The following is a 12,746-nucleotide window of genomic DNA, read 5'->3' as shown; positions in this document are numbered from 1 at the left end:
TGGAACCTGATCTGCGATGCGACGTTTCCTGCGCAGCCGGGCCCGTCAACACGGAGGCCACCATGCGAGACGGTTACGGACGGAAGATCCCCACGACGGATGCGGCAGCCATCCTCCCCCACGGACGGGGCGAGCAGGGCAAGAACCAGGACACCCGGGGCGAGCGCATGCGCGATCGCGCCCCCTCCGGGCAGAGCCCCGAGAAGGCAGCCGAGCGCCCTCCTCCCGGCATTTGCGAAACCTGAGGTGATGACGATGACAGCCGAGAAGCATACCGACGCGCCGGTGCCCTATCGGACGGCGCAACGGCCGGGACAATCGGGCGCGCCGGAACAGCGTCGCCCGGGCCCGAGCCCCTTGTCGAAGCATCAGACCGGGCCGCATGCCCCGTTCGAGGCCGATGAGCATGACAGCGCCGCCACGATCAGACATGGGGGCCAGCCTGAGCCGAAGAAGCCGGGCTGAGGGCCTGGCCTGGGCCATGGCGGGGCTGGGCCCAGGGCTCAGTCCCGATAGATGCGTGGCGCGTCCTGGACGCTGGGCACGGTTCGGAACATCCTGACCCCGAAGCCGGCCACAAGCGCCAGTACGGTGAGCCAGATCAGGATGTCGAGAAAGCGCGAGCGCATGACAGGTTTCGCCCGGCATCGATGAGGACTGCAACTGCAACCCGGGCCGGCGCCATCCGGTTCCGCGCGATGTTGCAGAAAAGGTGATACGATCGTGTCCTCGACAGGCATACCCGGTGAGGTGTTGCTGAAGCTCGGATTTCCCGAAAACCGACTCCCTGAAGCATCGGCTTTTCGGGCCGATGCTAGTAGCCGCCGATGATCGGGAGGATCTCCCCGGTGATGTAGCTGGAGCAGTGCGGCGAGGCGAGGAAGACATAGGCCGGGGCGATTTCCTCGGGCTGGGCCGGGCACTTCATCGGTGTCTGCGCCCCGAATGTCGCGACATCCTCGGCCGTCTTGTCGGATGGATTGAGCGGCGTCCAGACGGGACCGGGCGCGACCGCATTGACCCTGATCCCGCGCGGCACGAGATGGGCGGCGAGCGAGCGGGTAAAAGCATGGATGCCGCCCTTCGTCATGGAATAGTCGATCAGCGCCTCACTGCCCATCAGCCCGGTGACGGAGCCGGAATTCACGATGGCGCCGCCGGCTTTCATATGGTCGAGGGCCGCCTGCGACATGTGGAAATAGCCGTAGAGATTGGTCTTCAGCGTCGTATCGAAATGCTCTTCGCTCAGATCCTCGAACCGTGGGGAATGGACCTGGAAGGCGGCGTTGTTGACGAGCACATCGAGCTTGCCGAAGGTCTTGACGACCTTGGCCACCGCCTTCCGGCAGAAGCCTGAATCCCGGACATCGCCGGGGATGACGAGGCAGCGCCGCCCCTCGGCCTCGATCGCCTGCCCGGTCACCTTCGCGTCCCCCGCCTCGCCGAGATGCAGGATCGCGACATCGGCACCCTCGCGCGCGAAGAGCACGGCGACCGAGCGTCCGATACCGGAATCGCCGCCCGTAATGATGGCGACCTTGCCCTCCAGCTTACCCGAGCCCTTGTAATAGGGCGCATCATACATCGGGGCCGGATCGAGCACCGCCTCAGAACCTGGCTTGGCCTGATGGTGCTTCCTGAAGGGCGGCTCGGGATAACGTCGCGCCCCTGCCTGCATCGCGCCGGATTTCGCCTTTGCCGGCTTCGCATCCGACCGCGCCACCTGTCTCTGGATCCGGCGCTGCTGCTGGATGGCGGAATCTGTCGCGCTATTCGGCTTCGCTTTCGGCGTGCTCTTGGCTTGCGGCGTGCTCTTCGCGCGCGGCGTGCTCGAGGGTTTTGCCATCATGGCCTCCGTTACAGCGAACGCCATTGTTGAACGGGCGTCGCCGGCCCGGGTTCCACTGCCAGGGCGGGATCGGCCGCTTCCGTTCGGGCCTCGATCCTGATCGGTGACGCGTTCGCCCTGCCCTCCGATCATCGGGCCGCATCAGCCTCTCCGTGAACTGCTGCTCATCCCTGTCAGCGCATGTCTGGCGGAAGCGGCCCCTCTTCGTCCTGCCGTGCAACGAAGCGGCCATTCGCGAGGCCAGGCGCGGAGCGCAGCAATGCCAGCAGATGGAGCGTGGCGGGGCTGAGATAGCCGCCTCGGCGCAGGACCGCATAAATCGGATTGGCGACGTGCAGATCCGCGACCGGAATCGTCGCGAGCGAGCCAAGCCGCCGCTCCTCGTCGATTGCGCTTTCTGGCAGCAACGCGATGCCGAGACCGGCCTCGACCAGCCGCTTCATCGCGTTCAGGCTGTCGACCGATGTCCAGCGGACCTCGCCGATGCCACGCGCCTGAAACTGCGCGAAGATGTTGTCGGCGAAGGTCTCGCGCTGATCATAGGCATTGCGGAACGCAAACCAGGGTTCATGGCATAGCGCCGCGAGCGATCCGAGCCGCTTGCCCGCAAAACGATGCTGGACGGAACAGGCCACGACCATTGTCTCCGAGGCGATATGCTCGCAGACGAGATCCGGCGCGATGTCGAGGAGATAGCGCAGCCCGATCATCGCTTCGCCGCGCCGGACCCGGTCGCTCACCTCTGCGCTGGTCGCGGTGCTGATCGAGAGATCGACCTTTGGATGATCGGCGGCGAAGCGCTTGAGAACCGCAGTGAGGTTCGTGCCGGCGAGCGTGCCTACTGCCACGATCGCGACGCGGCCGGCGACCTCCGTGCGCAGCGCCTTGATCGCGCTTTCCGCGTCGCGCAGCGCCGCAAGCACGCGTTCTGCGTGGGGCAGCAGCGCGCGGCCGGCTTCGCTGAGCACCACGCCCCCGGAGGCGCGCTCGAAGACCGGCACGCCGAGTTCATCCTCGAGCAAGGCGATGCGCCGGCTGATCGCCGGCTGCGAACGGCCGAGCACCTCCGCGGCGCTGGAAAAACCCTTGGCCTGATGGATGGTGACGAACGTCAGAAGCGCTTCGCTGTCCAGGCCCATGAAAGACACGCCCATGCAAAAAACTGATCGACCCCAGAGAAATTATGATTTCGACGGATGCGAGGGCAAGCGCTATCGAAGAGGAAGCAAATACGGCGCCGCGGCGCGAACCGGACGGAGCAGCACCATGACGGCGAGAATTTCGGCGCCCCCGGTCCCTGCTCCCCCGTTCTCTGCGGACCACTCCCCGGCCCATGTTCGCGCTGCGCCATCGCATCCCGATCCCTACCCCTATTACGGCCGGCTCGCCCGCGAACGCCCCTTCTTCCGGGACGAGGCCAATGGCTGGTGGGTGGCGGCAAGCGCTGCCGCGGTCACCGAGGTCCTGACCAGCGCGATCTGCCTGACCCGCCCCTTGAGCGAGCCCATCCCTGCGGCGCTGCAGGGCGGCGCAGCAGCGGAGATCTTTGGCCGGCTCGTGCGCCTGCGGGATGACGAGGCGCGAGGCAGGCTGAAGGAGGCGGTCACGAACGCCGTGCGCGGCCTCGATCTCGGCGAGGTCGCGGCCCTGGCACACAGGCGTGCGGCCGAGCTCGACGACGAACTCGGGCCGAGGCTCGATGAAGCGACCACGACGCAGTTCATGTTCGCACTGCCCATGCAGGTCATCGCGCTGCTGCTCGGCATTCCCCGCGAACGCTTCGGCGACGTCATGGGATGGCTCGCCGCCTATGGGACCGCGGCCGCATCTGCTGGAACCGGAATTCCCGCGATGACGCCCGACTTGCTGAGATCGGGGCATCACGGCGCGCAGGCGCTGCTCGACCTCGCCAGTGCCGTCGGGTCCGCCGACGCGCAGCGGGGCCCGTTATTCCAGGCGCTGCTGCGCGAAGCGACGCGTCTCGGCTGCGACGACGAAAGGGATGTGATCGCCAACGCCCTTGGCTACATGGTCCAGGGTTTCGCCGGAATGGCCTCGCTGATCGGGTTGACACTGCTCGCACTGGCCCGGCGGCCGGAACTCCTCCGGCAGGTCGAGGCCGATCGGACATATCTCCGCCCGCTCATCCAGGAGGTGGCGCGCTGCGACACCGTCACCAGCAGCACCTTCCGTTTCATGGCGCGCGACGGCAGGATTGCCGGACATAATCTGCGTCAGGGCGATCTGATCATCGTGCTCCTGGCAGCCGCGAACCGCGATCCCGCGCTCAATCCCGAGCCGGATCGCTTCGATATCGCGCGCAAGGAACCCAAATCCCTGGAATTCGGCGCCGGTCGCCATGCCTGCCCCGCGGACAAGGTCGCAGCTCTGATCGTCGAGATCGCGGTCGGGCATCTGCTGACGCGCGGCGTGCCACTGGAGCGCCTGGAGGCCGGCCTGTCCTATGCCGCGTCGGGGCATGTCCGCACGCCCTTGTTCAAGCGCTGAGTGGCTGCCTGCGAAACGGAACCCCTGAAAGCCGATAGGCCGTGGAGCGCCCATGCCATGCGTCCAGCGGCGGCAACGCGGCACGCACAACATCTCTCGCCGGATCACGCCCTGACGTAACGGCGCTCTTGCCGGCTCGCATGAAGCTGCTAGCATCCGCGTAAGCTCTTCCTGCGCCTACCTTCCCCCGACATTCCAGTGAATCCGACGTTTCTGCGTTCCCTGAGCGAGATGCGGCCCCATGGACAAGAAGCTTACGCCACCTTCGCTCAAGGAAATCGTATCGCAATTGCGATATGACTGGTTCGGCAAGGATGTGCAGCAGACTCCGACCGTCAGCTATGTTTGGACCGCCGATCAATTCGGTCATTTCGGCCTCGGCTTCCAGATCACCTTCCTGTTCAGCTGGATACTCGCCGCCCTCTTCACCGATCTTCCGGCCTGGAAGACTGCGATCATCGCTGCCCTGCTCAATATGCTGCTCTGGATCGTCAAGGAGGTGCTCGACATCGTCCGCGAGCGCCGGCGCCAGGGCCCGCTCTTTCCGTTCAACCGCCGCGAGCTCTGGTGGAATGTCGCGACCGCGCTGTTCTTCATCGGCGCGGGCGCGATCGTCGCCGGCGCCTCGGGGCTCGGCGGCGTCCAGGCCATCGTCGCGCTGCTGGTCATGCTCGTGCCCGCCACGCTGCTGGTGCTCTGGTGGGTGAAGCGCAAGATGACCTTCCAGCAGGTCGGCCTGCCCTTCCTGTTCCGCCTGACCAATCTCTGCTCGACCATCGAAAGGCCGGATCCCGGCTACCGCGACGCGCTGATCGCCCTGTCGGAGCCGCCGACGAAGGGCGCGAACGCGCCGCGTTTTCCGCATGTGCTGCTCACCGGCACGGTCGGCTCGGGCAAGACCTGCCTCGCCTGCGGCATCGGCACCGAATACGCCTTCCGGCTCGGGATTGCGCGCTACACCACCCTGGTGAAGCTGTTCGAGGCCGCGGTCGAGCGCAAGGAAGACGTCGATTCCGGCCACCCGCCGCTTGAGGAACAGGATGGCCGCATCCTCTGGCCCTGGCGCAATGTCGACCTGCTCATCGTCGACGATGTCGATGCGCTCCTGGTCGAGCCGCCGCTGCCGAAGCCGACCACGGCGACTGCGGCCGAGGCGACCGCCAAGCGCCCGGTCGACCAGAGCGCGCTGCGCAGGATCGTCTTCAACCAGCTCGCGATCGTCGGCATCCAGCGCTTCCGGACGCGGCGCACGGTCTGGGTCGTCAGCGATCCCAGCGAGGCGGAGGAGTGGCGCAACACCATTGCCGAGGCGCTCGGCCTGCCCGTGGGCGACGACACCGCCCTGCCCGTCATCCGCCTGCTCAGGGACGAAAAGGCGCTTGCCGCGATGGCCAAGACGCGGGCTTAGGCAAGACGAGGGCCTGGGCAAGAGGCGGGGCTGGGCAAGACCGGGGTCGGAGGGAGGCCGGAGCGAGTGGATTGAATCGGACGTCTGGCTCCCGCACGGGCGTCCTACTGGCAGGGAAGACCGACGCGGTCCAACCGGTTAGCGGGCTGCCGGAATGCCGCAGGAGGGTGGCTTCCGGACGTCGAGCGCATCGACACGGCCGGGCCGGATCGCGCCAGAGGAGACGTTCGGTCTCCTTTGCATATTCCGAGCTTTCGAGCTTACGTTCAGTGGCTGTGTCAATGCAGGCTGGTTCAATGCACGAGAACGACCAGAATGCCGGTGGGCTCCGCTTTGACGTCGTCGCGGGGCTTACGGCGGCTGCCGTCGTGCTGCCCAAGGCCATGGCATACGCTACTGTGGCGGGCCTGCCGGTGCAGGTTGGCCTCTACACATCCCTTGTGCCAATGGCCGTCTACGGATGGCTCGGCTCCTCCCGTGTGCTCAGCGTCAGTTCCACCACCACGCTCGCGATCCTGACTGGCGCCCAGCTCGGTGCAGTCGTCCCGGACGGCGACCCGGCCAAGCTGCTCACCGCGACGGCGACGCTGACCGCCCTGGTTGGCGCCTTGTTGCTGCTCGCCAGGCTCCTGCGCCTGGGCTTCCTCGCCAATTTCATCTCGGCACCGGTCCTCACCGGCTTCAAGGCCGGCATCGGCCTCGTCATCCTGCTGGACCAGGCCCCCAAGCTCTTCGGAGTGCACATCACCAAGCAGTCCTTCTTTGCCGACATTCTAAGCGTCGTGCGCGCGCTTCCGGAGACGTCGCTGCTCACTGCCGCAGTGGCGGCGGCGACCGCGATCGTTCTGATCGGGATGGAGCGTCTGAAGCCGCATTCACCCGCCCCACTCATCGCAGTGGCCACTGCCATCGCAGCGTCATGGATCTTTCACCTGGGCGCTCAGGGTGTCTCGACCGTAGGGCATATCCCGCAGGGCCTTCCCTCAGTGACGCTCCCCGATCTTGCGTTGGTGCAGCAACTGCTGCCGGGAGCGCTCGGGATTGCCCTGATGAGTTTCACCGAAACCATTGCTGCAGGCCGGGCTTTCGTTCGACCTCGCGATCCTCCGATCAATGCCAATCGCGAGCTGGTGGCGACAGGCGCAGCCAACATTGCCGGCTCCTTGCTCGGCGCGATGCCGGGCGGCGGCGGCACGTCGCAAACGGGCGTTGTTCGCGCGGCGGGCGGGCGAACCCAGGCTGCCTCGCTGGTGACAGCGGCGGCGGCCCTTGCAACCATGCTCCTGTTCGCACCTTTGCTCGGGCTCCTGCCGAATGCCACGCTGGCAGCCATCGTCATCGTCTACTCCATTCCGCTTATCCAGCCGGCGGAGTTCAACGCCATTCGCAAGGTGCGCAGGATGGAGTTCGGCTGGGCGATCGTCGCAACCATTGGCGTCCTGATCTTTGGAACCCTTCAGGGTATCGTCATCGCGGTCATCCTTTCGCTGATCGGCCTGGCCAGCCAGACATTCCATCCCCGGATTACGGTCATCGGCCGCAAGCGCGGAGCCGACGTGCTCCGCCCTCTCGATCCTGAAAACCCTGATGACGAAACCTTCGAGGGGTTGTTGATCCTGCGGCCGGAAGGGCGGCTCTTCTTCATCAATGCCCAGGATGTGGCTGACCAGATCACCGCTCTTGTTGGTCAGCATAAGCCGCGCGTCCTCGCACTCGACTTCAGCCGCGTTCCAGACATCGAGTACTCGGCCCTCCAGATGCTGCAGGAAGGCGAGAAGGGCATGACGGAACGGGGTGTCACCGTCTGGTTCGTGGGCCTCAATCCTGGCGCGCTCGAGGTCATTCGCCGTGCAGGTTTGGCCACGCTGCTCGGCCCGGACCGGTTGCTCTTCAACGCACGCGCCGCCATCGAACGCTACACGGCGTTGAACGCGCTATCGGCAAACGCTGCCGGATTGGTTCCTGACCCAAAAGCGTGAGAGGCCGATGTCCAATCGGCTTTGTCGACATACGATCCCGAGCCTGCATCCGCTCCAGCGATGCGATCCATCGGGCCACGAGCATACTGAGGAAGGCGCATTCAACGGCCGGCAATCGGAGAATTTCGAATGACCAGTTCCAACGATGTGCAGAGGACGATCATCCGCAACAAGCTCCTCGGCAGGTGGGCCGCCGAGAAATTGGCACTCACGGGCCGGGACGCCGATGCCTATTCGGATGACCTCGCCAGAAGCACGGTCGATCCCGCGCGCAGTGACGTGTTCAGCAAGATCCGCAAGGACTTTGATGCCGCGGGCGTTGCCCAATCGGACGAGCAGATTCTACGCGTCATGACCGAATTCCTGCTCAAAGCAGGGAGCCTCATGCCGACAACACGGGGCGGTTCCCGCGATGCTGCAGCGGTGAAGCTCGCACGCAATCTCCTGTCGCGCTGAGGCCGGCCGAAGATTGGCTGGCGGCGGCGGTTCCGGCCTTTGCGCGGCCCGGCGGCTCAAGCCTCCCGGACCAGGAGCACGTCCGCATCGACGCCCCGGAGCACCCCTTCGGCATGGCTGCCGATCGCATCCTGCACCAGCCCCCGGCTGCGATGGGCGCCGACGACGACGAGACTGACGCCGGTCTCCTGCACCTGGCGCTTGATCACATTGACCACGGCCCCATCGTCCAGGACCGGCTCGATGCGATCCCGCACGGCCTGCGGAAGCTCTGCGGCCGCCAGGAACTCTGCCATGTCTTCCGCAGCCTCGGCGTGCAAATGGTCCGCCGCGCCCTCGACCTTGTAGCGGCCGGTCGTCGCCTGCGGGTTGACGTGCAGCAGCACGAGACGCGCCGTCGGAAAGAGCGCGGCGGCGGCCAGCAAGGCCGCGCGCGAGCACTCGGAGAAATCCGTGGCGACGAGGATGCGGTCATAGGGGCGCTCCGCCCGCTTGCGGACGACCAGCACCGGCACGGAGGCATGGCGCACGATATGGTCGACCGCCGTCCCGGTGACATAGTCGCCGAGGCTGTTGAAGCGCGCGACGCCGGTGATGATGACGGCGCTGCCCCGCTCCACCGCCAGATCCGCCAGCACGGTCGGGGCCGAGCCGACCCGGACGACGAACTCAGCCTGCGCCGCGGCCGGCGGCAGCTCGGCGCGCAGCCGCGCCGTCGTTTCCGCCAGGTTCGGAACAGCGTCCTCGAGGACATGGGCGATGGCGAGCCTCGCCCGCCATGCCTCGGCAAGGCGCAAGGCGCGTTCGAGCGGGCGATCGGCCCTGGCCGAAAAATCGCTGGCGATCAGGACTTCAACGGGAGGCGCTTTGCTCGTTTCAGCCATGTGAACACCTCATTCCGGAATCGCGACGATCTCTTCGGCGCCTTGGATAGCATGCCGGTCTGCCGCGATCATCCGGTCGCCCCAGCCGGCGCAGGTTTGTCTCCTTCGATGCGCCGGGCGACGTGACAGCCGAGAGGGACTGCCAGGCGCCCGACCGGAGCCCGCCATCCCCTCGCCGCGGCCTTTCAGTTGCCCCAGTCGACAATAGTGAGATCAAGCGGAAGCGCGCGCCTGATCACTAGCGGAGGCACGAGCGGCGTCAGGCTGACAGGCGAGCCGGTTTCCGCCGCCCGGTCGAAATCCGCAGTGCCCGCCAGATCGACCGCCTTCACCGTGGCGGCCTCGAAGACATAGGGCAGGCCATTGGCGAGAAGTGGCGAGGGCCCGTCCATGACATGCAGGTGCAGATGCGGCTCCGAACTGTTGCCGGTATTGCCGACCGCGCCGATGACATCGCCGCGGCGCACCCTGTCGCCGGTCCTGACGCGGACGCTGCCGGGTTGCATATGGGCGTAGAGCACGAAGGCGCCACCGCCGATATCCAGCACCGCGAAATTGCCGTCGGCCTCGCCGATCGGCAGCCCGCCGGGAAGCGCTCCGGGGACCTGATCGGCAAGATCGGCACGCATATCGACGATGGTGCCGTCGCTCACCGCCAGGATAGGCTGGCCATAGATGTGATAGCTCGCGACCTGCTTCCTATCGCCCGCGAAGAGTCGGCCATCCCCGCCAAGCTTCTCCCAATCGATGGCAAAGCGCTGGGCGAGACGAAAAGCGCCGTTCAGCGGCAAAAGGGCCCGGACATGCCGGGTGGAATCGCAGCAGCCGTCGCCCGCGATATAGTTTTCGCCCCGAAGCGGCGGCCCCAGAACCGGCGGCGCCGCTGTCGTGACTGCGGTCGCGCCCAGCTGGATCGCGGCATCCGCCTTGAACTGATCGAACCAGGCATCGACCTTATGCGTCAGCCGCTGCGGTGCCGCGCGCCCCTGCGGCAGCGCGATGTGGAGAAAGGCGACCCCGTATTGATAGCCGCCCAGCTCCGCCGTCTCATTGCCGCGCCGGCCACCGGGGGAGAAACGCCGCGCGATCTCGGCCTCGTCCAGCGTCGCGAGCGGCTCCTTGTCGTCGTCGCCATAGAGCGTGAACCGCTTCATCACGACGCGCTCGCCGGTCACATTCGAGAGCTGCAACTCGTAGACGATATGCTGGCGACCATCGGAGCCGAGCACGGGCTGCGGCGCGAACAGGACCTTGCCGATGAGCCCCGTCAACGTCACGCCCTGCTGCGGGGTGGCCGCGGATTGCGCCCGGGCCGTGCCCGACAAGGACAGCGGGACCACGACGGCGATTGCCGTAAGACGCATCATTCCGGTCAATGGGTACATCGCAGCGTCCTGTTGCGGATTTCGGGGGATCAGGCGGGCGCCAACCGGTCGAGCGTCAGCTCGATATCGGTGAAATCCCTGGGGGCGGCTTCGCAAAGCGCGGAGGTCGAATGCATGCCGAGCGCGGTGAGGATGCTCGCCGCGAGGTCCCGCCTGGCGGCATCGGCGCGGTAACCCAGGCCGGTCAGCTCCTGCTCGATTCCGTCCGCGTCCGCATCGAGATAGCCCATGCGCGCGGCCAGATCCTCGATGCTGCGGCCATGCGCCCGCACGAACAGGATGCGGCAGGCGACAGCGCGGGCATTGGGATCATGGACTGCCGCGCCGCTGAGAATGCCGCCGATCAGATTGGCGGGCGGAGTGGGCACGTTCAGCGCCAGGAAAAACAGGCGGTGCGTATAGGAACATGTCAGGGCGCTTTGCGCGGTTCGCCCGTCGCTGAGCAGCTGCCCCTCCATCGCGACCGGGCGGTTGAACAGGCTTTCGCAGTAGCTGATCTGCAATTGCTGCATCGCATCGGCGTAGACCCGCATCGCGCCGATGATCAGCCGGCCCGCCTCGACACGCGACCAGGCCGGCGAAATCGCGAGATAGGTTCCGGCCAGCCAATGCTCGCCGGGCTGTCGTGCCCCCGCCCGGGTGGGAGATGGGGTGACCGGGCCCGGCGCCGGCACCGGCCGCAGACCGGCCTCGCCCCGGAGCGTCGCAAGCACGGTTTCCGGCACGCCGAAGCGGGCGCTCATCGCGTGCTGGAACTCCTCGAACGAGGACGAGGCCAGGAAGGGCGCCGTCAGCGCACCGCCGAGCACCCTCGCCCAATCCTCATAGACGCTGGAGGTGCGCGGCATCGCCTTGCCCGAGAGCCATTTGTAGGCGTTCTGGGTGACGAACAAGGTGGCGGGATTGACCGCCGCAAAGCGCGCGCAGAGTTCCTTGTTGGTCGGGCAGCCCAGGGCAAGCGCGGTGAGTTTCAGCTTCAACGCGAGGTTGAACCAGGATTTTTCGAGGGGCTGCTGGCCGATCTCCACGCCAAAATGGTTCACGGCCGCCCCCAGGGATTGCCCCGCCCTCGCGGAGTGATCCCGGCGGATGCTAGTGGACCGCCGGGCGCGACACCAGCACGGCAGGCGGAGTTGGTTTAAATTGCGCTGCGGTCCCCGACCTGTCTCCGGCTTCCCGGATCGTTCAAGGCCGGAACGTCGCTGTTCAGTGCTGTGCAGCGCCTTGGAGAGCCTGCCGGCGCGCCGCGATCATCCACTGCCCCGAGCTTGCCGGGGACGAGCCTGTCATTCCAGCGGCTGCCCCTTCAAGAGACGGCTGCCCGGCTGCGCAGGCGTTCCGTCCGGCTTCATGAAGAGGCCGAACGGAACGCCTGAGGCTGCTTACTCCGCGTAGGATTGCGTCGCCCACGCGGCCTTGAGCTTCGGTGAGACCTGGGCGCCGAAGGGGCCGAACCACTTGTTGAACAGGGTTTCGGCCTCGCCTGATTTGAACATCTTCGCCATGGCGTGATTGACGATCCAGAGAACCGTCGGGTTGAGCTTGGGCACCATGAAGCCCTGCGGCGCATAGCCGTATTCGGTGCCGACGATGGTCAGGGCGTCCGGGTTCTTCGACTGCCGGATCAAGCTGTAGAAGGCGCCGTTGTCACTGAAATAGGCGTCGGCACGCCGCGTCTCGACAGAGATCAGCGCGGCAGCGTGGTCGTCGACATTCTGGATGCGGATGTTGAGGCCCTTCTCGGCGATGAGCTTCTTCAGGTCAGGCTCGCTGCTGCCGCCGGTGGCGACTGCGACGATCTTGCCGTTCAGATCCTCGTATTTGGTGATGCCGGAATTCTTCAGGACGAGCAGCTGGCTCGACGAGACATAGGAGACCGAGGAGAAATCGACCTGCTTGTTGCGGCCGAAGGTGTTGACCGTACCGCCGCATTCGAGATCGACCGTGCCGTTGGCGACGAGCGCCTGGCGGTTCTGGATGCTGACCGGCACGTATTTGACCTTGAGGTCGGGCAGCTTCAGCTCCGCCTTGATGTCCTCGATGATGCGCTGGCAGAACTCGACGGAGTAGCCGGACGGCTTCTTGTCATTGTCGAGGAAGCCATAGGGGTAGAGCGTTTCGCGAATCCCCATGGTGATGGTGTTGGTGTCGCGCAATTTCTTGACGATCGCGTCCACCTCCTGGGCCTGGGCCGTGGCGGCCAGGCCGAAGGCCAAGAGCCCGCCGATCGCAGCGACAAGGTTCCGTCTCATGTTCTTCTCCCTTTGTAGCGATTGC

13 protein-coding genes are annotated in these 12,746 nt (G+C 66.1%); 6 read left to right on the top strand and 7 right to left on the bottom strand.

Features of this window, described 5'->3' with window-relative positions:
- Window positions 1-62 precede the first annotated feature (62 nt).
- Together AB4118_RS28565 and AB4118_RS28560 are read left to right on the top strand one after the other, a co-directional pair.
- A complete protein-coding gene (locus tag AB4118_RS28565) occupies window positions 63-245 on the top strand; it encodes a hypothetical protein (RefSeq protein ID WP_441492930.1) in 183 nt (60 codons plus the stop codon).
- A gap of 10 nt (window positions 246-255) precedes the next feature.
- On the top strand, window positions 256-465 hold the full coding sequence (locus tag AB4118_RS28560) for a hypothetical protein (RefSeq protein WP_441492929.1): 210 nt from the start codon (window positions 256-258) through the stop codon (window positions 463-465).
- Between the two features lie 38 nt (window positions 466-503).
- Here the strand turns inward: AB4118_RS28560 and AB4118_RS28555 are convergent, their stop codons facing one another.
- The 3 genes from AB4118_RS28555 to AB4118_RS28545 all read right to left on the bottom strand — a co-directional run bounded on the left by AB4118_RS28555 (window position 504) and on the right by AB4118_RS28545 (window position 2,988).
- Window positions 504-629, bottom strand: a complete 126-nt coding sequence (locus tag AB4118_RS28555) for a hypothetical protein (RefSeq protein WP_441492928.1) — start codon at window positions 627-629, stop codon at window positions 504-506.
- A 185-nt stretch (window positions 630-814) separates the two neighbouring features.
- A complete protein-coding gene (locus tag AB4118_RS28550) occupies window positions 815-1,846 on the bottom strand; it encodes an SDR family oxidoreductase (RefSeq protein ID WP_441492927.1) in 1,032 nt (343 codons plus the stop codon).
- Between the two features lie 176 nt (window positions 1,847-2,022).
- Window positions 2,023-2,988 carry a LysR family transcriptional regulator gene (locus AB4118_RS28545; protein ID WP_441492926.1) on the bottom strand — a complete coding sequence of 322 codons (966 nt, stop codon included), beginning with the start codon at window positions 2,986-2,988 and terminating at the stop codon, window positions 2,023-2,025.
- Window positions 2,989-3,115: 127 nt separating this feature from the next.
- On the opposite strand from AB4118_RS28545, the gene AB4118_RS28540 reads away from it, so the two are divergent.
- The 4 genes from AB4118_RS28540 (at window position 3,116) to AB4118_RS28525 (ending at window position 8,200) form a co-directional block, all read left to right on the top strand.
- Window positions 3,116-4,357 carry a cytochrome P450 gene (locus tag AB4118_RS28540; protein WP_441492925.1) on the top strand — a complete coding sequence of 414 codons (1,242 nt, stop codon included), beginning with the start codon at window positions 3,116-3,118 and terminating at the stop codon, window positions 4,355-4,357.
- A gap of 241 nt (window positions 4,358-4,598) precedes the next feature.
- A complete protein-coding gene (locus AB4118_RS28535; RefSeq protein WP_441492924.1) occupies window positions 4,599-5,765 on the top strand; it encodes a hypothetical protein in 1,167 nt (388 codons plus the stop codon).
- 296 nt (window positions 5,766-6,061) lie between these two features.
- Complete coding sequence (locus tag AB4118_RS28530) at window positions 6,062-7,744, top strand: SulP family inorganic anion transporter (RefSeq protein ID WP_441492923.1); 1,683 nt, start codon at window positions 6,062-6,064, stop codon at window positions 7,742-7,744.
- Window positions 7,745-7,873: 129 nt separating this feature from the next.
- The gene (locus tag AB4118_RS28525; protein WP_441492922.1) at window positions 7,874-8,200 is read left to right on the top strand and encodes an ATPase inhibitor subunit zeta; all 327 of its coding nucleotides are present in this window, start codon (window positions 7,874-7,876) and stop codon (window positions 8,198-8,200) included.
- A gap of 56 nt (window positions 8,201-8,256) precedes the next feature.
- Here AB4118_RS28525 and AB4118_RS28520 read toward each other — a convergent pair whose 3' ends face one another.
- From AB4118_RS28520 to AB4118_RS28505, 4 genes are all read right to left on the bottom strand, one after another.
- Window positions 8,257-9,084, bottom strand: coding sequence for a universal stress protein (locus AB4118_RS28520; RefSeq protein ID WP_441492921.1), 828 nt, complete (start codon window positions 9,082-9,084; stop codon window positions 8,257-8,259).
- Window positions 9,085-9,269: 185 nt separating this feature from the next.
- Window positions 9,270-10,469, bottom strand: a complete 1,200-nt coding sequence (locus AB4118_RS28515; RefSeq protein WP_441492920.1) for a M23 family metallopeptidase — start codon at window positions 10,467-10,469, stop codon at window positions 9,270-9,272.
- Between the two features lie 29 nt (window positions 10,470-10,498).
- Window positions 10,499-11,512: a hypothetical protein gene (locus tag AB4118_RS28510; protein ID WP_441492919.1), complete on the bottom strand. Its 1,014-nt coding sequence runs from the start codon at window positions 11,510-11,512 to the stop codon at window positions 10,499-10,501.
- A gap of 339 nt (window positions 11,513-11,851) precedes the next feature.
- Window positions 11,852-12,721 (bottom strand): amino acid ABC transporter substrate-binding protein, encoded by an 870-nt coding sequence (locus AB4118_RS28505; RefSeq protein ID WP_441492918.1) that lies wholly within the window; start codon window positions 12,719-12,721, stop codon window positions 11,852-11,854.
- Between the last annotated feature and the right edge of the window lie 25 nt (window positions 12,722-12,746).

Source organism: Allobosea sp. 2RAB26 (genome assembly GCF_052115465.1).
Classification (GTDB): domain Bacteria; phylum Pseudomonadota; class Alphaproteobacteria; order Rhizobiales; family Beijerinckiaceae; genus Allobosea.
Note: the sequence above shows the minus strand (reverse complement) of the source record. Positions and strands in the feature narration are given on the sequence as shown.